General features: G+C 41.7%; 27 protein-coding genes and 1 other annotated feature. Of the genes, 17 read left to right on the top strand and 10 right to left on the bottom strand.

Going from position 1 to position 26,278, the window contains the following annotated elements; all coding sequences use genetic code 11:
- Positions 1 to 7: 7 nt before the first annotated feature.
- Complete coding sequence (locus B5D59_RS08025; RefSeq protein ID WP_078817561.1) at positions 8 to 397, top strand: ectoine synthase; 390 nt, start codon at positions 8 to 10, stop codon at positions 395 to 397.
- A 197-nt stretch (positions 398 to 594) separates the two neighbouring features.
- Positions 595 to 1,182 (top strand): superoxide dismutase family protein, encoded by a 588-nt coding sequence (locus tag B5D59_RS08020; RefSeq protein WP_245799484.1) that lies wholly within the window; start codon positions 595 to 597, stop codon positions 1,180 to 1,182.
- Between the two features lie 89 nt (positions 1,183 to 1,271).
- Here the strand turns inward: B5D59_RS08020 and B5D59_RS08015 are convergent, their stop codons facing one another.
- The 3 genes from B5D59_RS08015 to B5D59_RS08005 all read right to left on the bottom strand — a co-directional run bounded on the left by B5D59_RS08015 (position 1,272) and on the right by B5D59_RS08005 (position 3,212).
- Positions 1,272 to 1,562 (bottom strand): DUF2653 family protein, encoded by a 291-nt coding sequence (locus B5D59_RS08015; protein WP_009766474.1) that lies wholly within the window; start codon positions 1,560 to 1,562, stop codon positions 1,272 to 1,274.
- Positions 1,547 to 1,987: a hypothetical protein gene (locus B5D59_RS08010; RefSeq protein ID WP_009766473.1), complete on the bottom strand. Its 441-nt coding sequence runs from the start codon at positions 1,985 to 1,987 to the stop codon at positions 1,547 to 1,549. Before B5D59_RS08010 ends, B5D59_RS08015 begins: the two co-directional genes overlap by 16 nt.
- A 97-nt stretch (positions 1,988 to 2,084) precedes the next feature.
- Positions 2,085 to 3,212, bottom strand: coding sequence for a CAP domain-containing protein (locus B5D59_RS08005; protein WP_245799483.1), 1,128 nt, complete (start codon positions 3,210 to 3,212; stop codon positions 2,085 to 2,087).
- A gap of 118 nt (positions 3,213 to 3,330) precedes the next feature.
- On the opposite strand from B5D59_RS08005, the gene B5D59_RS18540 reads away from it, so the two are divergent.
- From B5D59_RS18540 to brnQ, 6 genes are all read left to right on the top strand, one after another.
- On the top strand, positions 3,331 to 3,456 hold the full coding sequence (locus B5D59_RS18540; RefSeq protein ID WP_281250655.1) for a hypothetical protein: 126 nt from the start codon (positions 3,331 to 3,333) through the stop codon (positions 3,454 to 3,456).
- 31 nt (positions 3,457 to 3,487) lie between these two features.
- The gene (locus B5D59_RS08000; protein ID WP_078817558.1) at positions 3,488 to 3,949 is read left to right on the top strand and encodes a hypothetical protein; all 462 of its coding nucleotides are present in this window, start codon (positions 3,488 to 3,490) and stop codon (positions 3,947 to 3,949) included.
- Positions 3,950 to 3,970: 21 nt separating this feature from the next.
- Positions 3,971 to 4,144 carry a hypothetical protein gene (locus B5D59_RS18190; RefSeq protein WP_176132529.1) on the top strand — a complete coding sequence of 58 codons (174 nt, stop codon included), beginning with the start codon at positions 3,971 to 3,973 and terminating at the stop codon, positions 4,142 to 4,144.
- Between the two features lie 187 nt (positions 4,145 to 4,331).
- Complete coding sequence (locus tag B5D59_RS07995) at positions 4,332 to 4,538, top strand: helix-turn-helix transcriptional regulator (RefSeq protein WP_078817557.1); 207 nt, start codon at positions 4,332 to 4,334, stop codon at positions 4,536 to 4,538.
- Positions 4,535 to 4,924: a hypothetical protein gene (locus B5D59_RS07990; protein ID WP_009766467.1), complete on the top strand. Its 390-nt coding sequence runs from the start codon at positions 4,535 to 4,537 to the stop codon at positions 4,922 to 4,924. Before B5D59_RS07995 ends, B5D59_RS07990 begins: the two co-directional genes overlap by 4 nt.
- 152 nt (positions 4,925 to 5,076) lie before the next feature.
- Positions 5,077 to 5,327 (top strand) — a binding site (T-box leader).
- Positions 5,328 to 5,406: 79 nt separating this feature from the next.
- Positions 5,407 to 6,708: a branched-chain amino acid transport system II carrier protein gene (gene brnQ / locus B5D59_RS07985; protein ID WP_078817556.1), complete on the top strand. Its 1,302-nt coding sequence runs from the start codon at positions 5,407 to 5,409 to the stop codon at positions 6,706 to 6,708.
- Positions 6,709 to 6,850: 142 nt separating this feature from the next.
- On the opposite strand, the gene B5D59_RS07980 is transcribed toward brnQ, so the two are convergent.
- The 5 genes from B5D59_RS07980 to B5D59_RS07960 form a co-directional block, all read right to left on the bottom strand.
- Entirely contained in the window at positions 6,851 to 7,756 is a 906-nt protein-coding gene (locus tag B5D59_RS07980; RefSeq protein WP_078817555.1) for a PhzF family phenazine biosynthesis protein, read from the bottom strand.
- A 220-nt stretch (positions 7,757 to 7,976) separates the two neighbouring features.
- On the bottom strand, positions 7,977 to 10,124 hold the full coding sequence (locus B5D59_RS07975) for an MMPL family transporter (RefSeq protein WP_078817554.1): 2,148 nt from the start codon (positions 10,122 to 10,124) through the stop codon (positions 7,977 to 7,979).
- 166 nt (positions 10,125 to 10,290) lie between these two features.
- Positions 10,291 to 10,491: a cold-shock protein gene (locus B5D59_RS07970; protein ID WP_009766462.1), complete on the bottom strand. Its 201-nt coding sequence runs from the start codon at positions 10,489 to 10,491 to the stop codon at positions 10,291 to 10,293.
- Positions 10,492 to 10,649: 158 nt separating this feature from the next.
- Complete coding sequence (locus tag B5D59_RS07965; protein WP_009766461.1) at positions 10,650 to 11,648, bottom strand: inorganic phosphate transporter; 999 nt, start codon at positions 11,646 to 11,648, stop codon at positions 10,650 to 10,652.
- A 13-nt stretch (positions 11,649 to 11,661) separates the two neighbouring features.
- The gene (locus B5D59_RS07960) at positions 11,662 to 12,282 is read right to left on the bottom strand and encodes a DUF47 domain-containing protein (protein ID WP_009766460.1); all 621 of its coding nucleotides are present in this window, start codon (positions 12,280 to 12,282) and stop codon (positions 11,662 to 11,664) included.
- A gap of 485 nt (positions 12,283 to 12,767) precedes the next feature.
- Here B5D59_RS07960 and B5D59_RS07955 point away from each other — a divergent pair, with 485 nt between their 5' ends.
- Positions 12,768 to 13,466 carry an ABC transporter ATP-binding protein gene (locus B5D59_RS07955; RefSeq protein ID WP_040759045.1) on the top strand — a complete coding sequence of 233 codons (699 nt, stop codon included), beginning with the start codon at positions 12,768 to 12,770 and terminating at the stop codon, positions 13,464 to 13,466.
- On the top strand, positions 13,456 to 14,763 hold the full coding sequence (locus tag B5D59_RS07950) for an ABC transporter permease (RefSeq protein ID WP_009766458.1): 1,308 nt from the start codon (positions 13,456 to 13,458) through the stop codon (positions 14,761 to 14,763). Before B5D59_RS07955 ends, B5D59_RS07950 begins: the two co-directional genes overlap by 11 nt.
- A 155-nt stretch (positions 14,764 to 14,918) precedes the next feature.
- Here the strand turns inward: B5D59_RS07950 and B5D59_RS07945 are convergent, their stop codons facing one another.
- Positions 14,919 to 16,142: a dicarboxylate/amino acid:cation symporter gene (locus B5D59_RS07945; RefSeq protein ID WP_078817695.1), complete on the bottom strand. Its 1,224-nt coding sequence runs from the start codon at positions 16,140 to 16,142 to the stop codon at positions 14,919 to 14,921.
- Between the two features lie 160 nt (positions 16,143 to 16,302).
- A complete protein-coding gene (locus tag B5D59_RS07940) occupies positions 16,303 to 17,550 on the bottom strand; it encodes a threonine synthase (RefSeq protein ID WP_078817553.1) in 1,248 nt (415 codons plus the stop codon).
- Positions 17,551 to 18,030: 480 nt separating this feature from the next.
- Here B5D59_RS07940 and B5D59_RS07935 point away from each other — a divergent pair, with 480 nt between their 5' ends.
- The 7 genes from B5D59_RS07935 to B5D59_RS07905 all read left to right on the top strand — a co-directional run bounded on the left by B5D59_RS07935 (position 18,031) and on the right by B5D59_RS07905 (position 26,267).
- Complete coding sequence (locus tag B5D59_RS07935) at positions 18,031 to 19,446, top strand: MBL fold metallo-hydrolase (RefSeq protein ID WP_078817552.1); 1,416 nt, start codon at positions 18,031 to 18,033, stop codon at positions 19,444 to 19,446.
- Positions 19,447 to 19,540: 94 nt separating this feature from the next.
- Positions 19,541 to 20,743 carry a MalY/PatB family protein gene (locus B5D59_RS07930; protein ID WP_078817551.1) on the top strand — a complete coding sequence of 401 codons (1,203 nt, stop codon included), beginning with the start codon at positions 19,541 to 19,543 and terminating at the stop codon, positions 20,741 to 20,743.
- Entirely contained in the window at positions 20,743 to 22,137 is a 1,395-nt protein-coding gene (locus B5D59_RS07925) for an L-cystine transporter (RefSeq protein ID WP_078817550.1), read from the top strand. The genes B5D59_RS07930 and B5D59_RS07925 overlap by 1 nt, the downstream gene beginning before the upstream one ends.
- 127 nt (positions 22,138 to 22,264) lie before the next feature.
- Positions 22,265 to 23,158, top strand: a complete 894-nt coding sequence (locus B5D59_RS07920) for a LysR family transcriptional regulator (RefSeq protein ID WP_009766451.1) — start codon at positions 22,265 to 22,267, stop codon at positions 23,156 to 23,158.
- A 347-nt stretch (positions 23,159 to 23,505) separates the two neighbouring features.
- Positions 23,506 to 24,282 carry a sulfite exporter TauE/SafE family protein gene (locus B5D59_RS07915; RefSeq protein ID WP_078817549.1) on the top strand — a complete coding sequence of 259 codons (777 nt, stop codon included), beginning with the start codon at positions 23,506 to 23,508 and terminating at the stop codon, positions 24,280 to 24,282.
- Positions 24,283 to 24,862: 580 nt separating this feature from the next.
- Positions 24,863 to 25,522, top strand: coding sequence for a hypothetical protein (locus tag B5D59_RS07910; protein ID WP_078817548.1), 660 nt, complete (start codon positions 24,863 to 24,865; stop codon positions 25,520 to 25,522).
- A complete protein-coding gene (locus B5D59_RS07905; protein WP_040758624.1) occupies positions 25,509 to 26,267 on the top strand; it encodes a cytochrome c biogenesis CcdA family protein in 759 nt (252 codons plus the stop codon). Before B5D59_RS07910 ends, B5D59_RS07905 begins: the two co-directional genes overlap by 14 nt.
- The last annotated feature ends 11 nt before the right edge of the window (positions 26,268 to 26,278 follow it).

Below are 26,278 nucleotides of genomic sequence, written 5' to 3'. Positions count from 1 at the left end.
ATTTATAGTGATTGTACGTACATTGGATGAAATTATTGGCAGTGAAAACGAAACAAAAGCAAAAACGTGGGCAAGCCGCCGTTTTTTGCTACAGAAAGACAATATGGGCTTTTCATTCCACGAAACGATTATTTATTCTGGTACAGAAACACATATCCATTATCAAAACCACTTGGAAGCAGTCTACTGCGTGGCGGGAGATGGAGAGATAGAAACGACAGCGGATGGGAAGGTTTATCCGATTAAAAATGGCACGATGTATGCACTGAATGAAAATGATGAGCATTACTTGAGGGGCGGTCAGGAAGACATGCGTTTGATCTGCGTTTTCAACCCGCCGCTCGTTGGAACGGAGACACATGATGAGAATGGCGTGTATCCGTTGTTGACAGACTGAGATGAAGCTTCAAAGCAGGGGATCGACCTTGCTTTGAAGTTTTTTGTTTTCATTAGAGTGATGAGAATACTATGGACCATGCCAACCAGCGTCTGCAACGCACCAAACCCATATTCATTGATAATATACCAGTACATTGAATAGTTCGCAGTGAATTGGCAAGAATGGTGAATAGCATGAACAAGGAGGCAACAACTATGTGGAAGTTATCGGGTGCAGTAGTGGCTGCTGTTTTGTTGACAGCTGGCTGTAGTTGGACTAAGGAAAAAGTTCAGGTGAGCGGAGATGAGGCTACCGTGAATCAAGGGGATACGTCAGAGCCTCAAATCATCACGCCAATCATCAACACGGATGGCGAGGAGATTGGGGAGGCGAAATTGACAGCAGATAACGGCGGCGTGTCCATCGAGGTGAAAGCATCTGGCCTGACGCCGGGGGAGCATGGTATCCACATTCACGAGCATGGTGTTTGTACGGCGCCTGACTTTAAAGCGTCAGCTGGCGGACACTTCAATCCGACCGGCAAGGAGCATGGCTTCGACAATCCAAAAGGGTATCATCTTGGAGATTTACGTAATCTAGAGGTCGACGAAAAAGGTGAGGTCTATGCCCAGATGGCAACCGATCAAGTGACTCTTGAAAAAGGGCAGGAGAATTCATTGCTTGATAATGACGGAACAGCGCTTGTCATCCATGAAGGTGCGGACGATTATAAGACAGATCCAGCAGGAGATTCGGGGAAACCGATTGCTTGTGCAGAAATCACGATGAATCAGTTAAAATAATTTAAGGTAACGGCTTCTCTTGAGTGACGGGGAGCCGTTTATTTTTATGCAATAAAAAAGACGCTCCGCATAAAAGGAGCGCCTACAAATTATCGAACAATCGCAATGATGCCTTCGTCGTCATCCAGCTTTAACTGAATGCCGGCTGCCATCGGATCCATGTCGAGATACTGTTCAACCCAAAGACGAAGTGCTTCCACGAGTCGCGTCGTATTCAACTGATGTACGTTGCCGTTGAGCTCTGCTTCTGCCGAGAAACCTTCGTCGTCATCGTAAGCCAACTCCACTTCCACGTCGTCAGGCATCGCACGTGCTTCTTTCGCGATCAATACACAAACGGCATTTGCCACGTCTTGTTCATAAATTATCTGTTGTTCCATTGATTCATTTCCTCATTTCGCTTACGTTCCTTCTCTTTGAAGATCGCGAAAATCTTTCGTACCATGAAGATGATGAAGACAATCGCTAGAACATTAATCATCAATCCGAGGATTGAACCGAGCATACCCATATTCGCAAATAAGCTACCGAATAAAAGACCAGCCAATCCGCCGAGCATTAAGCCTTTCATCAAGCCGCCGCCCGTACCAGGTTTTTTGCTGGCAGCTGCTTTGTTGTTGCTTTGGTTCGTATTATCTTGTTTCTTTTCAGCTTTATTCGGTTGCACGCGATTCGGTGTGCTGAAGCTTTTCTTTCCGGATTTATAGCCACGTGCCTCCGCTGTGATCTCGTCTTGGAAAACGATGTTCCCGATCGGCGACAAAATTAACGTCGCGGCCAAGAAAAATGCTGCAAGTTTTTTCAATTCGTATTCTCCTTTAATGCTTAGTCAGGACTCCCTAAAGTTCGTAGGCCTTCCTTCTATTTTAATAGATAATGCTGCGTAATGAAAGGAAACCCACTCATTTAGCGAAGAAATTTTCCGTATAATATGGCTGTTCCTTGTCATTGAAATCCACGCCGATCCCTAAAAACTGATAGTCGCGAATCAATATATTATCCCGGTGCCCTTTTGAGTTCATCAGTCCCTCATGTGCAAAGATGCTGCTTGATTGGCCATACGCAAGGTTCTCCCCAGCACTGACGAACTTCACCCCGTCTTTTTTCATCCGATCGAATGGGGATTCGCCGTGTAAATTTTCATGGCTGAAATAATCATGCACAGCCATGTCCATACTATGTTTACGTGCAGCCACAGCTGCCTTGTCGTCCCACGTAAGGATCGAGCGGCCGTGACGCACTCTCGCCGCATTCGTTAAGTCGAAGAGCTGGATTTCAAAACCTTTACGCATGGCATCGTTCTGCGGTGCATACAAAGCGGTTTTCCGTTGCTCTAGTTGGTCCGAGATGAGCTGGACGGCCGTTACTGTATTGTTTTGATGCAAATCATAAAAGACGTATATATAGACGCCATCCGAATGGAAAATATCCATTCCTTCATCATCTTGCAGCTTATAGATATTCGTGCCTTTGCGAATTTCGGTGATCGGCTCTCCATTAACAGCACGGACATCCGCTTTCGCTGCACCGTATTCGATTCCTAATGATGAAGAAATCAACCGGTCATTTGTATAGACCGCATTCACACGCCGCTTTATGTCATAAGACAGCATGACAAAGTTCTGATAATCCTGATGAAAGGTCAGCCATTCGGTACCGTATTCATTGACCGACTTGCGCATTGGTTCACCGAGCTTTGATTTCACTTCGGCTTCCGGCATGCCAATTTCGATATTGTGTATGGATATCAAACTTTGCGTCGGTGTTTCAAGCGCTGGTTGAGCAACTTCATCAGGAACCCGTGATTCTGCGGTTTTATTTGAAATGAACGAGACAACTTTTGCAATCGATTGTTTTGTATAATCAAGCACAGATCCAATCAATTCTTCATCGAGCACCGTTTCCACACGTGCGTCCAGCGGGTCTAGAAACGATAAGTCCACGTATTTGGATACAGGGCCTTCCCATAACGGCTTGGCCGCGTATAAAATTACGATGAGAAATAGTAACTGAAAAAGGCGTTTAAACATGTGACACCCACTCCTCTCATTCATTGTACTCTTTTTCTATCGTGGCAATACAGCGGAAACTATCGAATTGTTGAAATTTATCCGCCAGGAAAGTCGGAAAAAGGGTATACTAAAAAGAATGGAAAGTCTGGAAGGGGTGGATGGCATGTTCGGCGGTGTAAGCAGTGTACCTTCCTGGTTTTATATAGTCGCATTTGCAGTCGTGTTATTACTAGTCCTGTTTATCGAATGGAAAACGAGATAACGATAGAATTTAAGAAGAAAGAAGGAAAAGCATGTTAACATTTGAAGAGAAACAACAGATTATAGAGGGATTTCCCGAACTTGTGAAAAAAGAAGTATCAATGAAGCGTTTAAACTATCATTATGAAGAGTCACTTTTTGATAAAACGGTCGTCGTGCAACATTTGCACCCGAACGGAAATGGCTTCGTCTACGTGGCGGATGTCAAAGGATATGAGCCGGATGAACGCGGCCTCGTCAATATCCGGGAGTTTTCTGCGGATGAATTGCGGACAGTAATCCAAGCAGCGATCGAAGGGCTGGCTACAGAAGCGGTCGAAGAAGAAATGCTTGAGGAAGTTTGGCAAAATGCAGCAGGACAGACATTGACACTTCTCGAAGAAGATGACTTTTTCAACGTCTATCATGGCTATAACTTGGAAGAGGGCTTTGGTGATTACGCGGAAGCGGCCGGCTATCTGAAAGAAGAAGGTTTTTCAGTCAAAACGAAATGAAGGCACTAGGAGTGAAATCAAATGAAAGGTAAAACAGTTGCAATCGGTCTAATTATTTTTGTTATTGTGGTAGTGGGGGCTGTGTATTTTATGGTACAAGCAACCTTCAAAAACAATCCAACACAAAAAAATCATCAATCGGTCGAAAACCAGTCGTATATAGAACCAGGAACATATGGCTGGCAATTAAAATAAAAAAACAGCAGTACTCGGTGATCAACCGAGTACTGCTGTTTTTTGTTGGAACCTTGTGTGGAATTCATGAATTTAATTTTCCTTTACGAAGCATGAGGTGTAAAAGATGTTTGACAGACTATACATCTTATTTTATACTGGTGTCAAATAAGTTTTACACCAACTAGAAATTAAGGGTGCTGTTTGTATGGAAAATAAAATAAAAGAATATCGTGAAAAAAAGGGGATTTCTCAAGGAGGTTTAGCAGATCTATGTAATGTGAGCAGGCAAACGATTAATGCAATTGAGAATAACAAATATGATCCCAGCTTACAATTAGCTTTTAATCTTGCGAAGACTTTAGGTGTTACAGTCGATGATTTATTTTTGAGTGAAGGGGAGATTGAAAAATGAAAACTCGAAAATTAGGCGCCATTATAATTGGAACTGCTACTTTGATTGTGGTCGGCTATTCCATTTTTAAATTTATTACCGAGAGAGAGTTTGGGTTCAATGAAGTGATAACAATCGGGGCGTTGTTGATGATGTTTTTCTCTGCAATTACTTGGGGGAATAAAGAAGAGAAAGACGGAATATTGCCAGAGGAAGAGCTTGGGCAAATGATTATGGAGAAAAGTTCAAAAGTAAGTTATTTTGTTCTAGTATTCTTTATTTTGATAGCCGTGGCTGCCGATAAAATGGTAAATGGTACAGTGAATATTTTTCTATTAGGTATTTTAGGTTTAGCGATGGTGATCTTGCCGTTTGTTGAATTTTTGATCGCCAAAAAATACCAATGAGTCTGTTAATTTATGGATAACTTCATTTGATTCTCATAGTTTTGTATTTAAATGCTTATCCATATAAAGAAATTTTTGTTTTACTAAAATTGCAAATATATTAAAATGTATTGACTTTTCTAATCACTCTTTGCTAAGTTATTATGTATACATAATAATCAGTGACGAGAAAGAGTAAGAGAAGAACCCTGTTCTCCAGAGAGTCGGCGTTTGGTGAAAGTCGATGGGCAGATCTTATCCGAAAATCATCTCCGAGATGCAAAGTTGAAAATAGTAAACTTTGACGGTTTTCCACCGTTAAATGGAGCGCGTATGATAGTACGCTGACTGAGAGTCGGATTGTTTCTTTTTAATGAAACGTGCGGAATATGGGTGGTATCGCGAGCATAAACTCGTCCCTATTTAGGGGCGGGTTTTTTTATGTGAAAAATAGAGGAGCGGTGCATCATGATAAACAAAGACAACATACGAGGTGGATTAAGTTGAGTAGGAAGAATGTGTTTTTTGCTGGGTTTATGCTTTTTTCTTTATTTTTCGGGGCGGGAAATCTTATCTTTCCGCCACTCCTTGGTTTAGAATCGGGGAGCAATTTTGGACCAGCGATTGCCGGTTTTCTCATCACGGGAGTCCTGCTTCCATTCATGGCGATCATGGCAATTGCCTTGTCTGATAACGGATTACTATCGATGGGAAGCCGAGTACATCGTATGTTTGGCATGGTTTTTGCAATTATTATCTATATGTCAATCGGGGCTTTTTATGGTATACCAAGAGCCTCCAACGTAGCGTACGAGCTGGGTTTCAAACAAGTCTTTCATGCCCAAGGATGGTTCCCGCTGCTTGTGTTCTCCTTGTTATTTTTTGTATTGACTTATTTTATCAGCTTGAATCCTAAGAAAATCGTTGATCGGATCGGTCAGCTCTTAACACCTATTTTATTGCTAGTTTTAGGTGTGTTAGTTGTTCAGGCTTTTGTTAAATTCGATAACATCGCCTCTTCACCAGAAGGGGATTATGTATCAATTCCATTTGTTAAAGGATTCTTGGAAGGATATTTTACAATGGACGCGGTCGCCGCTTTGGCATTCGGAATTGTTGTGATCAATGCCTTGAAAGATAAAGGTGCGAAATCCAAGTCAGAACTGGTTAAAGGTGCATTTGGAGCTGCTTTCATAGCTGGACTTGGACTGGCTATTGTTTATTTCTCCCTAGGATGGATCGGCAGAGTGATACCGAAGAATAACAGTTTTGAAAATGGTGCAGAAATCTTAACCGAAGCTGCAAATTTATTGTTCCCAAGCGGCGGTGGTTTTCTATTTGGTTTAATTGTAATATTGGCATGCCTGACGACTTGTGTCGGTCTGATTAACGCTTGTTCGAGATTCTTTAATGAAATATATCCAAAGCTAAGTTACCAGGCATATGTCGCTATTTTCGTATTGACCGGCTTGGTCGTGTCTAATTTGGGATTAAACTTAATTCTTGAATTGGCAACGCCTTTATTGGTGTTTATTTATCCGATTGCTATAGTCTTGGTTATACTTTCTTTATTTCAGCATTTTGCGGGTGGAGGCAAGATGATGTACCGGCTTTCGGTAATCGTGACCTCAATTTATGCGTTATACCAAGTATTGATCAGTCTCGGTTTTAAACTTGACGTCTTAACTAGTTTGCTGGGAGTAGCCCCATTCTTTGAACGAGGGCTGGGCTGGGTCTTGCCTGCGTTTGTTGCTGCCTTGGTTGGATATGTAATGGATAAGTCCGGCCGGCAAGTTCGCGAATGAAATGAAAGAACCGATTGGAGTAGGAGGGCCCTAGTTTATCCTTCCACAGGTTTATATTGTGGATTTTTAAGTATAGATGAAGCCTGCTGTCTCAATGTAATGCAAGATAGCAGGCTTTTATCAATTACACGTGTGCCCTACTTTATTTATCTTCTAAATAAACATCAAATTCTTTAACATACACTGCGTTTCCTGTTATTTCAATATCGTAGGACTCATTGTTTTTCGTAACATTCACCATGACCCTGCCGTCTTTTTCAATTTCATGACCTTGTTCTACTATAATATTTAGGGATTCTTCAAATCTGTCGCTTTTTATGTATTTGGCAAAAAATGCACCCATTACCCCCGAAGCAGTGCCTGTTACTGCGTCCTCCACAGTACCTGAAAACGGCGAGGAGAAATGTCGAGCATGCATATCAGCATCAGAGTCATATGCTTCCGTACAAAATGGATGAACAGAGGATTTTGGTATTTCTTTTAAGATAGCAGGAAAAACATTATTATTTGGTTTCATTCGTTTAAATGCCTCAAGATGTTTTATTGGAATTAATAGCGTCCAATTACCTGTGCTGCCATATAGGATAGGTAAGTCTCCATCGATATCTGATTCATTTAATCCTATTGAACTAGCTAAATCTTCTCTGGAACCGTTGAATTCATTAAATAGGGGAGAGGCTTGTTTCATTGTTATAAAAGTTTCACCTTCCGTAGATAATTTAACGTTTATTGGTAAAATTCCTGCATTTGTTTCAATTGTAAAATTCGTTTTTTCATCTAATAAACCTTTTGATATTAATGAATAAACAGTTGCCATTGTCGCGTGACCACATAAGTTCATTTCGTGTCCGGGTGTAAAAAAACGTATTCTAAAGTCAGCAACTTCCGATTTAACCGGAAATGCTGTCTCATTAAACCCCACTTTGAAAGCAATTTCTTGCATTTGAGCATCCGTCAATTCATCCCCGTTTAATACTACTCCCGCAGGATTCCCTTTATTAGGCTCCTTACTAAACGCATCGTAATGATAAACCTTTATAGATTTCACAACACATTCCTCCATTAGTAATATTAAAATTCTTTATTTTTTGCCATTACTACTTTTTAAATTATTCTTCTCTTGTTTACAATGATTGTTATCGGCTAAGGTATGTCTTGGATTAGTATTCAATCCCATGTGATAAAATTAGCGAATAGCACCTTATGAAGAAGGGAGAAAGGCCATCTTTAACCTTCCTCCCTAGTTATTTTCTGATTACCCAATTAGTTTACTTGCCTGCATGTCGGTTCTGACCGTGGGAACGATATAATCCTTTGCCAAACGGCAACCACCAATTCCATTTGCCGAACAGCTTCATTAGACTCGGTACGAGCAACAATCGGATGATTGTCGCATCGATCGCTACTGCAATGGCGATTCCGACACCGATCTGTTTCACTGGCATGACATCCGTAAAGGCGAAAGCTCCAGTCAAAACGATCATGATGAGTGCAGCTGACGTAATGACTTTACTCGTTGTTGCGAGTCCTTCTACAGTCGATTTATCGTTATCAAATGAATAAGAGAACTCTTCCTGCATCCGCGAAATTAAGAATACTTCATAGTCCATGCTCAACCCAAACACTAAGCTAAAGACGATGACCGGAATAATGAGCGCGACCGTTCCAGGGTGCAAGCCGAAATGGCCGTACTGGAAAATATACACGAGTATTCCGAACGTAGCGGACAACCCTAGAATATTCATCAAAATCGCTTTGATTGGGATGATTAAGGAACGGAAAGCGAACATCAAGATGAAGAATGTTGAAACTACAATGATGAGCAACACATAGACGATATGATCTGCGATTTCATCGAAGATCTCCTGATTGAAACGAGGCTCACCGCCAATCAATAAGTTCCAGTGCGTATCTTTAGCGGACCAGTTCCGAACCCAATCTTGTGCTTCATTGGAACTGCCGGAAGCATTCAGCGTAACAGGAACGAGCAATCTGTTGCCGTCTATAAAACTTTTCATGACAGGATTCAGCTGTTCGTCCATCCCCGGTGCCATCATCGACTGCTCCCATTGATCGGGGGTTTCGATGCCGCTTACCGTGAAAATCGTTGAAACATCTTGGACTAGAGGGTCTTCCGTCACTTGTTCTTCGAGTTTCTTCAAGTCAGCCAGTCCGTCTGAATTCTCCCAGCCGCCAGAACGCTCAGCCAACAAGAAAACTGTACTTTCATTATCCAAGCCAAATGTTTCTTGTATCTGTTCAAACGCCAGGCGTGTATCGAATGATTCCGGCAACGAATCAATCTGCGGAATCGTAAGCTCCATATTGCGCACAGGAATTAACGCGATCGCCAATAGAACAAAGGCGACAATTGCAATCGACACAGGTCGTTTAATCACTGCATTCGCAAATTTGCGCCAACCGTTTGCTTCTTCACCGCGATCCTTCAGCAATCGTCCTTTATGGATACGATCACCAAGCATCAATAGTACAGAAGGTAATAAAGTGAGCGAAGCAACGACCGCCATGCCGACAACGATCATCCCGCCAAGAGCGATATTTTCAAAGATATCGACTTTAATGAGCAACATTGCACCAAGTCCGATGAACACACAGACGGCAGAGAAGATAATCGAACGTCCTGCGGTCCGAATCGTCATGATCAAGGAATCGGAAAAGCTCCGCTTCTTCAACTCTTCCCGATAACGGCTAATGAACAATAAAGCAAAATCAATACTGAGCGCGAGACCGAGCATCGGCACGATATTCAGCACAAAAATAGACAAATCGACTTGATTGCCAAGTAGTGCGAGCACACCAAGCGAAGAAACGACCGTTCCGATCCCAACCAATAAAGGAACGACAGAAGCAACGACCGTCCCGAATGCAAACAGCAAGACGATAATGGCAATCGGCAATCCAATGGCCTCGGCAGTCATTAAGTCACGCTGACTTGCTTTGTTGATATCGTGTTCAAACGCGCCTCCGCCGGTTAACGTAATTCCTTTTTCGCCTTCGAATGATTCTCGAATATCGTCCACCACTTGCGGCATATCTTCGGGTTCTTTCTTAAATTGCAGCATCGCGTAGGAAAGCCCTTCTGAATACTGATCCTTTTCGTCCAAAGGAGAGACAATTTCAGATTTAATGTCAAGTGTGTCCAGCTTTGAAAGAGTGGATTTGATATCTTCATCGGACTTTTCGTCAAAAACTAAAAACAACGTCTCCGCAGGCAACCCAAAGTCCTCTGAGACAATCTTCATAACTTTTTCATGTTCACCGTCTACTCTGAAACCATCACCCGCGAGTAAACCGGGCAGTTGGATGGCGAAGTAGGTCATTACGCCAAACAGTAAAACCCAAAAGGCGAGAATCCATTTATAGGACTTCGTCACGAACTTTGCAAAGCTATGCACGATAATTCCTCCTATCTGTTCAAACCAATCTATGTAATGATCGATACGAGCCGAGATTGTAAGTTCAATGACTATCATAACGAAGAACTGCATGAAAGTCTTGCGTGATTAGTTGGAGAAACACAAAAAAACCACTCCCTAAAAGGAAGTGGTTTGTGAAGTTAAATTAGTTTTTAGTAACGTTAGTTGCTTGAAGTCCGCGTTGTCCTTGTTCGATTTCGAAAGACACGTCTTGACCTTCTTCAAGAGTTTTGAACCCGTCGCCTTGGATAGCGGAGAAGTGTACGAATACATCGTCGCCATCTTCACGTTCGATGAAGCCATAACCTTTTTCTGCGTTAAACCATTTTACTTTACCTTGTTCCATGTTTGTTTCCTCCTCGTGTACAGTTGTGTACACATTGTATTACTATCCTTGCTCAATTCTTGAAAACGGTCGAGATGAAATCGTAGACCAACGTCGAACAAAAATAATTCTTCTTTATCATAACAGGAAATATCAGACATTGCAAGTTAAAAGTTTACTTATAAGAAAAGCGCTAATGTTTTATAAACAATGGCCGCGACGACTGCGGAGATCGGCATGGTGATGACCCATGTCAAAACGATTGTTTGGGCGACTCCCCATTTTACACCTTTCAAGCGCTGTGCAGACCCAACCCCCATGATGGATGAGGAGATGACGTGCGTCGTGCTGACAGGCAGGTGAAGGAGTGTAGCTCCAAAAATGATCGCAGCTGAGTTCAAATCTGCCGCAATTCCGTGAATCGGCCGGATTTTCATGATTTTACCGCCGACCGTCTTGATAATTTTATAGCCGCCAATAGATGTTCCGATTCCCATCGAAGTGGCCGCAGCAATCCGTACCCAGAGCTGGATGTCATCTGATGTTTGCAGTTCGGCCGCAATGAGTGCCATCGTGATGATCCCCATCGCTTTTTGCGCATCATTCGTACCGTGCGTGAACGATTGGATCGCGGCGGTCCCGATTTGCATATAGCGAATTCGTTTATTTGCTTTGAATAAATTACGGTTCTTCAACAAAGCCCGCAGTATCGTCATGACGATAAAACCACCGACTAATGCAATGACCGGGGAAAGAATGAGCGCTTGGATAATCTTGATGAATCCACTGTAGTTCAGAATACCAAAGCCGGCTGCTGCAATGGCGGCGCCTGCAATGGAGCCGATCAAGGCATGGGAAGAACTGGAGGGTATTCCGAAATACCAAGTCACCAAGTTCCAGATGATGGCGGAAACGAGAGCCGCCAGAATGACAAGGGAACCATTTTCCAATAAAAAGGGGTCTACGATATCTTTCGTAATGGTTTTGGCTACTCCTGTAAAAGTCAGTGCCCCGACAAAGTTCATTGCTGCCGCCATCAAGATCGCAGTCCGTGGTTTCAATGCACGGGTAGAGACAGAAGTAGCAATGGCATTTGCTGTATCGTGAAAACCATTGATGAAGTCGAATGCTAAAGCAAATACAACAACGAGAATGGTTAATATGAGAATCATATCCATTAACTATTACTCCTCACGCGTTTCGCATTATGATCGTTTCAATAGTGTTCGCTACATCTTGGCAATAATCTGCGACTTCTTCGAGCAATTCGTACAGATCCTTCAATTGAATAATTCGGATAGGGTCTTTTTCTCGAATGAATAATTGTTTGATGGACGTCCGAAGCACGTCATCACACACGCGTTCATATTCTTTGATCTGCACGGCATGCGTCCGCATTTCGACGAGCTTCTTCTTCGTCAGAAGTTCCATCGCTTTGACGATTTCGTCTGTGCTTTTGACAATATTGCTCATGAACTTCTGCATGTATTCATCAATTTCAATAAGTGAAAACATCTCCAGATTACCGAGGAAATGCTCAATTCCATCCAAAATATCATCCATTTTTATCGCTAGCTGCAAGATATCTTCTCTTTCGATCGGAGTCATGAATGATGTATTGAGCTTGGTGATCAGCTCATGGATCAGTGTGTCACCAGCAGTCTCATAGGCTTTCATTTGAATGCTGACTTCTTTCAGATCAGCTATTGTTTCGACTTTGAAGTCATCCGCATAGTGCAACGATTCTTGTACGTGTTTTGCAATATCCAATAAAGCAGTGAAGAACGGATCGGGTTTTCGTGGACTTAACATGTATTTTCCTCCATCTATTGTTGGAATCGATTGTGTAACTAAATTTAGCGAGGGACTCTAGCTTGTGAAAGTGGTGAAAGGAATTTCAGGTTAAATACACCTTAGCGCATTTGATTTACTCATCATACCAAAATATTTGTATAAAAAGATAGCGAATCGTGTAGAATTTTGGCATTTATATTTATTCAGCAGAAGAGCCTTACTTCTATAGGTGGGTGGTGAGATGAATATGATCCAATTCCCTGTTCTGTGGGTGTTCAAACGCTCGCTGAACAATAGAAGTACACAGGCTAAGATCACCACATCCTGTGGCAAAGGTTAACTGACCTGCTTCACGCGGGCCTAAGCACAATTAAAAATCTGTACGCAATTACGCCGAAGCGTAATTGATGCAGAACTTCAGAAAATCTTAAGAAACATCCTTATGGTTCCTTAAGAAGCTATTTATATACTAGAAAGCAGTACAGTTATGGGAGGAAAGAATGTTGATTACAGTACAAGATATAAACCATTCATTTTTAATCGGTAGAAAAGGCAAGGAAAGCAATGTGCCAGTGCTGAAAAATATTTCATTTTCGGTGAAACAAGGTGAAATTGTCTCGATTGTCGGACGAAGCGGCTCAGGCAAATCGACGCTGCTTCATATATTGGCAGGTTTTTTAAAGCCGGACAGCGGAGAAATAGTAGTGAAGGATACGGTTACTTCTGTGTTTAATGAACAGCAAAGTGCACAGTTTCGACTTGAAAATTACGGCTTCATTTTTCAAAATTTCCAGCTCATGCCTGGTTTAACGGCATTCGAGAATGTTGAATTACCGCTGAAATTAAAGGGAATGAACCGTCATCAGCGTAAAGACAAAGTTCAGCAGTTAATGAAGCATGTTGGACTGCAATCCGTACAAGATCATTATCCGAATGAGTTGTCGGGAGGTCAGCAACAGCGTGTCAGTATTGCTCGAGCATTGATTACCGATCCGCCGATCATTTTTGCTGATGAACCAACAGGCAGTTTGGATTCCGAGACAGAGCAGGAAGTTTTGGAGCTCATCCAAACACTTAACGACACGCGTGATATCACGTTTGTCATCATTACACACGATGATGAAGTGGCTCAAAGAGCGGATCGCATGTATCGGATGCATGACGGGATTTTGACGGAAGAAGGTGTTCCGAATGCAGTTTAAAGATCAGATTGATTTCATTCGCCAACATATTAAGAAAAATAAATTGCGCGTTTTCATGACTGTCCTTGCCGCTACGATGGGTACTGCTTTTCTTATCGTTCTGGCATCTGTCGGCTTCGGGATTCATGATACAATGCGTAGTCTTATGTTGGAAAATCGCTTGGTTACGCAGATTGAAGTGTATTCCGATGACCTAGGAGCAGAGGAAGCAGAAGAAATGAAAGGGATCGACCATGTTAAAGCAGTTGTGATGCATCAGGGAGCGAATGCAATGCAGCAAGCATCGCTCGGGAAGTATACAACGCATGGAAATTTACTAGTTACGGACTTCAAGGAAGAGGCGAAAGTTGGATTCGCCTTAGCGGAAGGGCGGCTACCGGAAAGTACCTACGAGGTTGTAGTAGGGAATGGATTCGCTGAAAGTTTAATAGACGAATCAGCTGCTGAAAAGCTAGCTGAAGCACTTCCTGAAGGGTCAGAGGAAGAGCCGGAAATCCCTTCGTATAAAGGAGAGTTGATCGGAAAGACGTTTACATATCAACTAGGAGATTACGGTACGGGCGAACTATATGATGATAAAACCGAGTTGACAATTGTTGGTGTCGCCAAAAAACCATCGAAAGACTGGTTAGTGGACAATAAAATTTATGCAGATGCCGCATTGATTCCAGAGCTTGAAAAAATCTATAAGCAAGATAAGAAGGAAGAGGTGACAGATCCACTATTCTCCAGCATGCTGTATGTCTACGCGGATGTTTTGGAAAACGTAAAGTCTGTCACGAGTGAACTGAAGGACCAAGGCTATAATGTCTATTCCATTTCAGAAGAACTGGACCAAATCGATGTGTTTTTCCTTGCGTTAAAAGCAGGTCTCGTTTTCGTCGGTACAATTGCCATATTGATTTCATCAATCGGGATATTCAACACAATGACGATGGCGGTGACGGAACGGACGCGGGAAATCGGCGTTATGAAGGCGATCGGTGCCCAGCCGAAACTCATCCAGCGACTCTTTTTGATGGAAAGTGCTTGGATCGGTGTTGTCGGGACTGTACTGGCGATCATCATTTCCTATGCCGTCAGCTTGGTTTCAAACTGGCTATTGCCAATTATTGTAGGAGCGGCTATCGGTGAAGAAGATTTTGCTGAACTAAATGTCACATTCTCAGTGATCCCATGGCAGCTCGTCGTCATAGCGTCAGCCATCAGCCTAACGGTGGCAATCGTCTCGGGCTGGAGACCAGCGAGAAAGGCTACGAGGATTGATGTGATTGATGCGTTGCGAAGAGAATTGTGAAGCGAAAAGTATGGTAGGGAAGGGAATGTGCGGTGCGCGGCCGGTTTGGTTCGGTGTGATGAGACTTTGGTGCGTTCCTTCGCTTTACCAGCTTGGTAACACGGGAAAAGGGCTGTACCTGGAAGTTCAGGACAGCCCTTGAATTCAAGATGATTTTATTTTGAAACTTCCAGCTCATTTTCTTGTGGCTCGTTCACGTCATCAGACCATAATCCATCCTCAGTGGCGGCAACGACGACGGAAGCGGAGGCATCGCCTAGAATGTTCACAGTTGTCCGGAACATATCAAGAATCCGATCAATTCCAGCAATCAGGGCGATTCCCTCTAATGGAATGTTGACGGAGCTTAGTACCATGGCAAGCATGATGACACCGGCGCCTGGAACTCCTGCTGCACCGATTGATGCTAACACAGCAGTCAGTACAACCATTAGAAGTTGTATTAACGACAATTCCAATCCATAGAATTGGGCGATGAAAACGACTGCCACCCCTTGGTAGATAGCTGTTCCGTCCATATTGATCGTAGCTCCGAGCGGAAGGACGAAGCTGCTGATTTTCTTCGGCACACCTAAATTATCTTGAGTATTTTTTATCGTCACAGGCAATGTTCCGGCACTGCTGCATGTACTGAAAGCCACAATAGAAGCAGGAGCCATTCCTTTGAAAAATTTCATCGGGCTCATCTTGGCGAACTTTTTTACTGCCATCGAATAAACAAATAGAACATGTATAAAGCATGCAATGGCAACAGTTAGAATGACTTTTAATAATGGCATTAAAACACTTAATCCATATTCACCGACTACTGGTGCAACTAATCCTAAAATTCCGATTGGCGCGAACCACATGACGATGCCGGTAATTTTATACATGATTTCAGCAAAGCCTTCAAAAAATTGATAGACGGGCTTTGCTTTTTTTCCTACTAGCGTGATGGCCAGGCCGACGAAGATTGCAAAAAATATAATCTGTAAAATGTTGCCTGAAGAAAGAGCAGTAAAAGAATTCTCCGGTATGATGTTTAGTAAAGTAGCAATTACTCCATCTGTTTCATTCACTTGTGCAGCTGCTTCAGGAACACTGATATTTACCCCTTTGCCAGGCGAAATGAGGTAGGCGAATGCTAATCCGATGGCAACCGCTATGGCGCTGGTCACTAAATAATAAGAGACGGTTTTAACTCCTATTCTTCCTAACTGCTTTGGATCTCCCGTACTTGCAACACCGACAACTAAAGAAGCGAGGATAAGCGGGGCAATGATGAATTTAATTAATCGTAGAAATAAGTCCCCGAGTGGCTTTATTACCTCAATGGACGGACCGAAGATAACCCCTAAAATAATTGCAATCCCAAAAGCAATGAAAATCTGCGCCATTAAATTCCCTTTTAATCTCACATTTCTCTCTCCTTTTCAAGTAGTTGTGAGCGCTTTCGAAACTGATTGTCGCTTGCTTACTGGTTCCAATTAACTTGGCTTTCTTTAACGTTGACGGATTGATAAAAATCGCTTTCTTATAGAAATCAAGTCATTTAGCTCACCTCCCTTCTCGGAATGTATTATTAGAGACATTCTTAGTCAGAGATTCACCAGGCTCCATAACGGGTGTTTCAAAACTAGACGTGTCGGGATATTTTAATCCAGCTCCTGTATTTAAAGCGATGACCACTTCATTCGCTTTAATCCAATTCTCTTCACGTAATCTGCGTGCGGCTGAAAATGTGGAAGCTCCTTCCGGACAAATAAAAGTCCCTTCCATACGCGCAATTTTTCGTTGTTCTTCTAAAATTGTTTCATCGTCGATCGCGATTGCGCATCCATTTGTTTCATACAGCGATTGAAGCACTAAAAAGTCCCCTAAAGCTTTAGGAACATTCACTCCAAAAGCAATTGTTTCGGAATCAACCCAGAACTCTGATTCCATTTTGTTTTCTTTCCAGGCTTTCACTATCGGAGCGCATCCCTCAGCTTGAACGGCTACCAATCTGGGCAACTTATCTTCAGCAATCCAACCGAGGGTTTGAAGTTCTTTTAACGCTTTATAAATTCCAATTAATCCAACACCGCCGCCGGTAGGGTATAGAATTACATCTGGTACTTTCCAGCCCAGCTGTTCTGCTATTTCATAGCCCATTGTCTTCTTTCCTTCGATTCTATACGGTTCTTTCAGGGTGGAAACATCGAATAACGCATACTCCTTCACTGTTTGAGAAATTATTTTCCCTGCATCGCTAATTAATCCATTCACTAAATGAAGATCCGCCCCGGCGATTGCACATTCATTTCTTGTGATTTTTGGTGCATCTACCGGCATGACGATGGTTGAATTAATTCCTCCTCTGGCGGCATAAAGTGCCCACGAGGCTCCCGCATTTCCGTTGGTCGGCATCGCTAACTCTTGGATGCCTAATTCTTTCGCCATTGATACTCCTACTGCAGCTCCGCGAGCCTTAAAGGTTCCAGTGGGAATAATGCCTTCATCTTTCATAAGCAGGTTTGAGATGTCCATATCTGCACCAATCTGTTTCATCGGCAGAAGGGGGGTCATTCCTTCACCAAGAGTGACAACATTTTCTTTGTTTTGTACAGGCAGCAACTCATGGTAGCGCCATAAATCAGTATTCCTCGTAAGTAAATCTTTCGGTTTTAATACCTTGCCTATCTCTTTCAAATCATAATTCACTAGTAATGGGGAACCGCATTCACATAGCTGGTGTTTTCCTCCTGCGCTGAAACGTTTTTGACATTTAGGGCAATGAAGATGCGAAATATAGCTGAATTTCATCTGAAATCTCTCCTCCTGAAAGGGTAGTTCTTTCTTTTACGGTGACTAAAATAGTTTACGTATTGTTCCATCTTATGTTGGGAGGCTTTACAACATGCCGAACCTTACACCCAGTAAAACCGAGGTGAATTTTATCGTTTTCTGGCTGTGCGGCTACGGATAGAAGATCTCTCTTGTCAGAAGAGAATTCTTCGTCGGATCCCAATTTATTGGGTTGTTTTTTAATCTTAATACCGACAGTGGAAGAATACTTACCTCTGCCTAAAACTAGGATACAACCATGTTTCACAACGACTCTACTTTTAATTTATACCTTATAAAATAATTCGATTGTTCAAAAAACTTGAAATGCGATATGCTAGAAAAAGTTAATTGAATACTTAAAACAGCTTGGAAGGAGAGGGGAAGGAACAGCCTTCTTAATTCATTTAACAGCCCTTGTTGAAAACGCTTTCAAAACAAATAGTTGGAGGGATTAATATGTTTTTTCGTTCATTTTTTGATGAGAGTTTAGCTCAAATGTCGTATTTGGTTGGTTGTCAGCAGACAGGAGAAGCCATTGTAATTGACCCGGCTCGTAGCATTGAACCCTATTTAGGGATGGCGAGGAAGAAGGGACTGAAAATAATTGCAGCAGCTGAAACTCACATTCATGCAGACTTCGTTTCTGGGTCTCGGGAGATTGCGCAACATTGTGATGCCACTTTGTACGTTTCGGATGAAGGCGACGAACAGTGGGAATACAATCAGCTGGAAGATATTGATTATGTCTTGTTGAAAGATGGCAGCACATTTATGATAGGTCAAATTGAATTCACTGTGATGCATACTGCCGGACATACACCAGAAAGTATTTCATTTGTTTTGACGGATAAGGGCGGTGGTTCTTCCCAACCCATGGGCATTTTCACAGGTGATTTCGTATTTGTCGGAGATATTGGCAGGCCTGATTTATTGGAGAAGGCTGTTGGAGTGATTGGTTCTGCGGAGCTTGGAGCAAGCCAGATGTTCCAATCGCTGCAGAAGTTTAAGCAATTGCCTGATTATCTGCAAGTTTGGCCGGGGCATGGTGCAGGAAGTGCTTGTGGTAAAGCACTTGGAGCAGTTCCTATGTCTACAGTTGGTTATGAGAAATTAAACAATTGGGCTTTACGGGAAGAAGATCAAGAAAACTTTATCAAGACTTTATTAACGGGGCAATCTACTCCTCCTAACTATTTTGCAATGATGAAAAAGTTTAACAAGATGGGACCGCCGCTAGTCAGTGAAGGGAAGACTAATAAAATCCGTACTGTAAAGGAATTGGAAGGTCATGATGCGAATGCAGTTTTAGTAGACACAAGAAGAGCTGCAGAATTTGCAAAAGGTCATTTGGAAGGGACAATCAACATCCCATTTAATCAATCTTTTACAAATTGGGCAGGAGAGTTAATTGACTACAATTCAGAAATTATACTAATCGCAGAGGAAAGCAAACTGAATGCGATCAAGGAGAGTTTATCTTCAATAGGTTTAGATCGTATTGTCGGTTTCATTGAACCGTTTGACGTTCTGGCTGATGACAAACAGTTGGAAAGTTACGGAGAAGTAGATGTCAAACAAGTACAGGAATACTTGCTCGATGATCAGTATCATCTGGTTGATGTTCGCAATGAATCAGAGTGGACGGAAGGCAGAATTGAAGGGGCCGAACACATGCCCCTTAATTTGCTAACAAAGCAGCTCGATGATTTGCCAAAAGGAAAGACGTATCTTGTACATTGTAAGTCTGGTGCCCGATCAGCAATAGCCTCAAGCTTGCTGCAGGCTCATGGCTATAAAGACGTGATGAATGTAAAAGGCGGCTATTTAGCTTGGTTGAAGGAAACTAATAAACAAGCTCCAGTAATAAAGTAATCAAACAGGCCAATTGTTCATTTGGATCCAACGTCTCTTATAGGAAACGAGTAGATAATATCAGTAATGAAATTATAAATCGGAGGTCGTTATAGTGAAGTATAACTTTGATGAAGTCATTAGTCGGTACAATACGGATTCGGTCAAATGGGACCACGCAGAGAAGTTATTTGGTGATAAGGATATTCTTCCAATGTGGATAGCGGATATGGATTTTGTGTCCCCAAAACCTGTCGTAGAGGCGTTGAAGGAGAGAGCTGAACATGGAGTGTTTGGCTATACATCAAGGTCTAATGATTACTTCCAGGCATTTATAGACTGGGTGCAAAGACGTCATAAATGGGACATTCAGAAACGATGGATCCGCTGTACGCCGGGGATTATGCCAGCGTTAAGTATTGCAATTCAATCCTTCACAAATGAAGGAGATAAAGTTATTATACAAACCCCTGTTTATACGCCATTCATGGAAGTAATCGAAAAAAATAATCGTGATATCGTGTTAAATCCACTAAAGTATGAAAATGAGAGATATGGGATGGATTATGAAAACTTGGAGGAAGTCGCAAGGGACGAAGATGTTAAGATGATTATTTTATGTAACCCTCATAATCCGGCTGGTCGGGTTTGGTCTAAAGAAGAATTGACGAGACTGGGGGAAATATGCTTGAAAAATAATGTGCTAGTCATTTCTGATGAAGCTCATTTTGATATTGTTTATAAAGGTCATACCCATACGCCTTTTGCTAGCATTTCAGAAGAGTTTTCGGACCATTCCATAACGTGCACGGCTCCAAGTAAAACGTTCAATCTTGCAGGTGTTCAAATGGCTAATATTATTATTCCAAATAAAGAGTTACGGGATTCGTTTACGAAAATTATTGACATAATGTATTTAGGATTATCCAATACTTTTGGTGTGACTGCAGCTGAAAACGCTTATAAATACGGAGAAGAGTGGTTAGATCAATTTTTGGATTACTTGGAAGGCAATCTTACCTTTTTAACAACATTTATTGAAACGAATTTAAAGGAAATTAAAGTGATCCCGCCTGAGGGGACATATCTTGCTTGGTTAGACTGCAGAGCTCTTGGATTGGATGCAAAAGAGCTTGAGGACTTCTTCCGTAAAAACGCCAAGGTGGCATTTGATGAAGGTTATACATTTGGTTTAGGAGGCGAAGGTTTTACAAGAGTTAACATGGCTTGTCCAAGGCATGTTTTAGAAGACGGCTTGCGAAGAGTAGAAAGGGCTGTGAAAGAAAATTTAGCTAAGAATGCAGAGGAGGTACGTTAATGGAAGCATTCCACATTTCTTTGATCATCACGATATTTGTGCTCCTTTGTGCTGCATTGTTCTACATGCAAAAGAAATTTGTATCGTTTTCTAAACGTGTCATGCTAGCGTTAGTTGTTGGGATTATCTATGGACTAGCCATACAGTTTATCTATGGCCAAACATCATTTATTATCTCTGAATCTGCCGAATGGATCAATATCGTTGGAAACGGATTTATATCATTGTTAAGAATGCTTGTGATCCCATTAGTTTTCTTTGCGATTTTATCCGCCTTTACTAAATCCAAATTGGCCAATGATTTTGGTAAAATTGGCGGGTTAGTGATTGGGATGCTTGCTGGAACAGTAGCAATTGCGGCTGCAGTTGGAATATTCTCCGCTGGCATATTCGGTTTAGAAGGAATGGAAATTACACAAGGAGAAGCAGAATCTGTAGCGATAGAAAGTCATGGGCAAAAGTTAGATGATTTAAATGCGATGTCAGTACCTGAAAAGGTTGTATCGATGCTGCCGATGAACATTTTTTATGACCTGACAGAAGCGCGTTCTACATCAGTCATCTCAGTCGTTATTTTTGCATCTATCCTCGGGATGGCATTCATGGGTGTAAAGAGAAAAGAACCCAAACAAGCAGAGATGTTCGCGTCAATTGTCGAAGCGATTTTTACAGTTGTGATGCGAGTTGTGACACTTGTTTTGCGTTTGACGCCATACGGGATTTTAGCATTAATGACAAATAAAGCTGCCACCAGTGATTTAGTCGCCTTTTGGAATCTAGGGAAGTTTATTTTAGCCTCATATTTTGCGATAGCTGTTATGTTTTTAATTCACTTGTTGCTCATTAGATTGGTAGGTTTGAATCCATTAACGTATATTAAAAAAATCATGCCGGTTCTTGTATTTGCATTTTCATCTCGGTCTAGTGCGGGGACATTGCCTATTAATGTTAGTACACAAAAGAAGAGTTTGGGAGTTTCTGAAGGGATCGCGGATATATCGGGCGCATTTGGAATAACGATCGGACAAAATGGATGTGCGGGAATCTACCCTGCAATGCTTGCGATTATGGTCGCTCCCACTGTAGGAATTGATCCATTTACACCGTCATTTATACTCATGTTACTTGTCACTGTAGTGATTGGGTCATTCGGCATTGCAGGCGTCGGTGGCGGAGCGACATTTGCCGGTCTGATTGTCTTATCAACGATGAACTTGCCTGTTGCGATTGTAGGACTACTTATTTCAATAGAGCCGCTCATAGACATGGCGCGTACGGCGCTAAATGTCAGCGGAACTATGACGACAGGGGTAATAACGAGTAAAATCACAAAACAATTAGATGAAGAAGTATATAACAGTAAAGAGGAAAAAGCTGTACCTGAAGTCGTTTAAAAAATTCTGAAAGTTACATACCTGTTGCATTCCTAACCATGCAACAGGTGCTTTCCTATGGGATAAACCAGCATGTTATGATAAGAAGGGACACGTCATGGACGGAAAAGGTTAGGGAGTGACACTAATGAAGAAAGAAAGTTTAATAATGTTTTGCCGTGTGATTGAGGAAGGAAGTATTAGTCAGGCAGCCCGGACTAGCTTCATCTCACAACCGGCTGTAACCAGTCAAATTCGTCAATTGGAAAAGCATTATGGAGTTGCGCTGTTTGACAGAAAAGCTGGAAAACTAAAGCTTACTGAAGCCGGTTCAACTTTATATCCATATGCAAAAGAGATTATCGATAACTATAAACGCTCTGAAGAGGCTGTAAAATCTATTGCCAATAAAGATGCAGGCACGTTAAATATAGGGGCAAGTTTAACAATTGGTGAATACCTGCTTCCCAGAATACTAGGGGACTTCCAAAAAGAACATAAAAATCTTAAGTTTAAATTAACCATTGGAAATACACCCAGCACCATATCCAGTTTGGAAAGTCGGGATATTGACATTGCGTTAGTAGAAGGAGCCTTTCTACATGATGAAGATTTTAAAATAGAAAAATTTGCGGAAGATCAACTGATTTTGATTGTCTCCAATGATCATAGATGGAGCGATAGAGATGAAATAGAAATAGAGGAATTGATTGAGGAAAAGATGATCTGGAGAGAAGAAAATGCAGGTATCAGAAAGATTGTAGAAAGAGTATTAGAAGAAAACAATACCTTGGATAAAGTTAGAAGTTATATGGAACTGAGTAGCACGCAATCCATCAAAAGTGCCGTAGAAGCGGGCTTAGGCATTGGTATTATTCCGAAATTATCTGTCTTGAGAGAACTTGAATTAGGGGTTTTGAAACAAGTTTCGATTTCTGGCATTGATCTAATTAGGGATTTATGGTTAGTAGAATTACCGTCTCGGTTTCCTAAAAGAAGCATGGACGCCTTTATTGCCTATTTAAAGAAAGTGACAATGTAATCGTAGCGAAAGCGTTAAAAAGCGTACGTTGAGAGCACTAAACCCTTTTCGGTAGCAAAAATAATCATGCCTGCTTAGAAGTAGCAGCTAACTTCTTTAACGAAATCCGCAATAAACATAACCTTATAAAGCTGTCAAAAAATATGGCTTTCAATGACTATATGTATAGCGCCGATTTATTATTTACTGAATAAAATGCTGCTTATAAGATTTGTCAGCCTATTGGTTATACAGCAATAATATGCTAGAAAAAATGGCCCTTCATTGTTAATTATACGGAATGGGCTATTTTATTTGGGACCTAACCTCAATATGAATATTAACTTGCTACCAGGAGGGGAACACGGATGGATTTTTTATTTATTATAACCATTTTTTTAATTGGTTTTATAGGTTCATATATTTCAGGGATGTTAGGTATAGGTGGTTCAATCATAAAGTACCCTATGTTGCTTTATATACCACCGTTATTTGGTTTAGTCTCTTTTAGCGCCCATGAAGTCTCGGGAATAAGTGCTATACAGGTGTTTTTCGCGACAATTGGTGGTGTTTGGGCTTACCGAAAAGGCGGATACTTAAATAAAAAGCTAATTATCAATATGGGTTCAAGTATTTTAATTGGAAGCTTTATTGGAGGATACGGCTCCAAACTAATGTCCGAAGGGGGAATAAACTTTACCTACGGCATCCTTGCTTTGATTGCCGCTGTTATGATGTTCATCCCTAAAAAAGGGATTGATGATATTCCCTTGAACGAAGTGACATTTAATAAATGGGTTGCAGGAGCCCTCGCCTTAATTGTGGGTATCGGAGCGGGAATCGTTGGGGCAGCTGGCGCATTCTTATTAGTGCCCATTATGCTGGTCGTATTAAAGATTCCCACACGAATGACTATTGCCTCTTCACTTGCCATAACATTCATTTCTTCTATTGGCTCAACCGTTGGAAAAATCACCACCGGGCAGGTAGATTACTATCCGGCATTCATTATGATTGTAGCAAGTTTAATTGCTTCTCCTTTAGGAGCAATGGCAGGAAAAAGAGTTAATACCAAAGTGTTACAGGTCATTTTGGCAGTACTGATACTCGCTACGGCATTGAAAATTTGGATGGATATCTTATAAATGCAGAAGGGACAGACACTGACAAAAATCACAATATTCCGATTTCATTGCGTTTTTTGCAGGTGTCTGTCCCTGTTCCCCATCATTCTCTGGGCTACACGACGGTGGCAGCTTCAGAAAGTGTTCTTAGAGATTATTCTAAGTCATCAATGAAACCTTCAGTCTCTTTTAACGGCTTGTCTTACGATGAATCCTTCCCAACAAATTCCAAAATATGGTTCTTCGTCAACACGTTGATTGGAAGAAGTATTTTCAGCAATAAACCCTTTAATTAAATTGTAGAAAATAAAATTTCTAATTACCCTCTTCGGTTGAATTATTTCCATCCTCTCACCACTGCCCAATTGTATTCAGTAATTGTTTTAAGCACTAATTATTATTAATCCTCTGCCAATATAATTTTCTTAACCCTTCAATTACCTCAAAGTTTACGAGGAAGGGTCAGATAACGTTACAACTCAAACGCTGTTCTGAACTGTTTTTTATTTAAAGCAGATTCCTTTTACCGAATAAACTTGCTTTCGTCAAATTTTCATAATCGGCTTGTATGATGAGGTTGGAGAGGAAATGGGGGACTTGAATGGCATCGACAAGTAAATTGATTTCCATATCTATTCTGGTCATCAGTGTAGCTGGCGGTATCTTGCTCTTTTATTTGATGAGTGAACTATCGAAGGAACAGCGAAAGAAGATGATTGGTGAAATGGTTTCGCAGCTAGTCAATTTTGTTCTATTTATGTGGGCTGGAAAAGTTCTTTTGAATTTTTCCGTTTTTATTAAGGATCCAATGGCGATATTGGCATACCCAGGTGATTCGGGCGCTTTCTATGCAGCTGTGTTATTCAGTGGGTTGCTCTTGACGTATAAGGTAAAGCGAGGACAACTGGAAGGCCTGGCAGTCGGAAAGGCTTTTGTTCATCTGTTTTTATTGGCGGCGTTTTTATATGAGTTTATTCAATACGCCTGGAACGATCAGATCTATTCATTGGGAAGCCTTATAATATTAGCGATCTTGCTGGGAGGGTTTACCTATTTGAATGGACGGATGGCAACGGGAAAGTTACTTGGGCTTTTATTGACAGTTTGGGCATGCGGGATGAGCGTGCTGATGGTGTTACAGCCTTACATAACGGTGTTCGGTTATATGATTAAACCGTGGTTCCTCCTCCTCTTTTTCGTGGCCAATGTGCTTTTGCTATTAAAACATTACAGGAAGGATGGACGATATGGGTGGAATTGAAACAGATACGGTATTGATTGTAGGGATGTTACTAGCAGTAGGAGCGGGGGCACTTTCTTTCTTGTCTCCTTGTGTGCTGCCTATTTTCCCGGCATATCTTTCCTATATTACGGGAATCAGCGTGAAAGAACTTCAGGGAAACCAAACGATAAAAATCCGTAGGAAATTAATTAGTCATTCCCTTGTATTTTTACTGGGTGTATCGCTTGTCTTCATCAGCCTGGGGGCCGGTGCTTCATTTTTCGGCCAGTGGATTTCAGAACTATTAAGAGGGGACTCCGGCTTATTTATCCAACGAATTGCCGGTATTTTCATTATAGTCATGGGGCTGTTTATAGGCGGATGGGTCAATATTACGGGATTGATGAAGGAACGTCGCATTCAATCTTCGAGGAGACCGACCGGCTATATCGGGACATTTTTCATCGGACTCGGGTTTGCAGCCGGCTGGACGCCTTGTATCGGTCCGATTTTCGGTTCTATTTTGATGCTGGCTGCGAGTAACCCGAGTCAGGGAATTTTCTACACGATTATGTATGTTATCGGTTTTGCGCTACCTTTCCTTATCTTGACATTTTTCCTTGGCTCGACAAAGTGGATTGTCCGCCGCAGCGAGATCATCATGAAAGTGGGAGCAGTCATCATGATCTTGATGGGTATCGTATTGTTTTTTGGCTTAATGCCATTAATTACAGGGTGGTTACTTGATTTAGTGGATGGCACGTGGTTATCAAACCTGGGATGAATAGGGAGGAA

It is taken from the genome of Sporosarcina newyorkensis, assembly GCF_900167515.1.
Classification (GTDB): Bacteria; Bacillota; Bacilli; order Bacillales_A; family Planococcaceae; genus Sporosarcina; species Sporosarcina newyorkensis.
The sequence above is the reverse complement of the archived record's forward strand: the minus strand, read 5'-3'. Positions and strand labels throughout refer to the sequence as shown.

What these genes read in the sequence shown, in the direction of transcription:
- B5D59_RS18540 (WP_281250655.1), top strand. Translation starts at nt 3,331, where the DNA reads ATGGAAAGTCTGGAAGGGGTGGATGGCATGTTCGGCGGTGTAAGCAGT.
- B5D59_RS07935 (WP_078817552.1), top strand. Translation starts at nt 18,031, where the DNA reads ATGTTTTTTCGTTCATTTTTTGATGAGAGTTTAGCTCAAATGTCGTAT.
- B5D59_RS07960 (WP_009766460.1), bottom strand. Translation starts at nt 12,282, where the DNA reads ATGTTAAGTCCACGAAAACCCGATCCGTTCTTCACTGCTTTATTGGAT.
- B5D59_RS07915 (WP_078817549.1), top strand. Translation starts at nt 23,506, where the DNA reads ATGGATTTTTTATTTATTATAACCATTTTTTTAATTGGTTTTATAGGT.
- B5D59_RS07990 (WP_009766467.1), top strand. Translation starts at nt 4,535, where the DNA reads ATGAAAACTCGAAAATTAGGCGCCATTATAATTGGAACTGCTACTTTG.
- B5D59_RS08020 (WP_245799484.1), top strand. Translation starts at nt 595, where the DNA reads ATGTGGAAGTTATCGGGTGCAGTAGTGGCTGCTGTTTTGTTGACAGCT.
- B5D59_RS07970 (WP_009766462.1), bottom strand. Translation starts at nt 10,491, where the DNA reads ATGGAACAAGGTAAAGTAAAATGGTTTAACGCAGAAAAAGGTTATGGC.
- B5D59_RS07965 (WP_009766461.1), bottom strand. Translation starts at nt 11,648, where the DNA reads ATGGATATGATTCTCATATTAACCATTCTCGTTGTTGTATTTGCTTTA.
- B5D59_RS07945 (WP_078817695.1), bottom strand. Translation starts at nt 16,142, where the DNA reads ATGGCGCAGATTTTCATTGCTTTTGGGATTGCAATTATTTTAGGGGTT.
- B5D59_RS07905 (WP_040758624.1), top strand. Translation starts at nt 25,509, where the DNA reads ATGGGTGGAATTGAAACAGATACGGTATTGATTGTAGGGATGTTACTA.
- B5D59_RS08000 (WP_078817558.1), top strand. Translation starts at nt 3,488, where the DNA reads ATGTTAACATTTGAAGAGAAACAACAGATTATAGAGGGATTTCCCGAA.
- B5D59_RS07925 (WP_078817550.1), top strand. Translation starts at nt 20,743, where the DNA reads ATGGAAGCATTCCACATTTCTTTGATCATCACGATATTTGTGCTCCTT.
- B5D59_RS07995 (WP_078817557.1), top strand. Translation starts at nt 4,332, where the DNA reads ATGGAAAATAAAATAAAAGAATATCGTGAAAAAAAGGGGATTTCTCAA.
- B5D59_RS07950 (WP_009766458.1), top strand. Translation starts at nt 13,456, where the DNA reads ATGCAGTTTAAAGATCAGATTGATTTCATTCGCCAACATATTAAGAAA.
- B5D59_RS18190 (WP_176132529.1), top strand. Translation starts at nt 3,971, where the DNA reads ATGAAAGGTAAAACAGTTGCAATCGGTCTAATTATTTTTGTTATTGTG.
- B5D59_RS07940 (WP_078817553.1), bottom strand. Translation starts at nt 17,550, where the DNA reads ATGAAATTCAGCTATATTTCGCATCTTCATTGCCCTAAATGTCAAAAA.
- B5D59_RS08005 (WP_245799483.1), bottom strand. Translation starts at nt 3,212, where the DNA reads ATGTTTAAACGCCTTTTTCAGTTACTATTTCTCATCGTAATTTTATAC.
- B5D59_RS07920 (WP_009766451.1), top strand. Translation starts at nt 22,265, where the DNA reads ATGAAGAAAGAAAGTTTAATAATGTTTTGCCGTGTGATTGAGGAAGGA.
- B5D59_RS08015 (WP_009766474.1), bottom strand. Translation starts at nt 1,562, where the DNA reads ATGGAACAACAGATAATTTATGAACAAGACGTGGCAAATGCCGTTTGT.
- B5D59_RS07910 (WP_078817548.1), top strand. Translation starts at nt 24,863, where the DNA reads ATGGCATCGACAAGTAAATTGATTTCCATATCTATTCTGGTCATCAGT.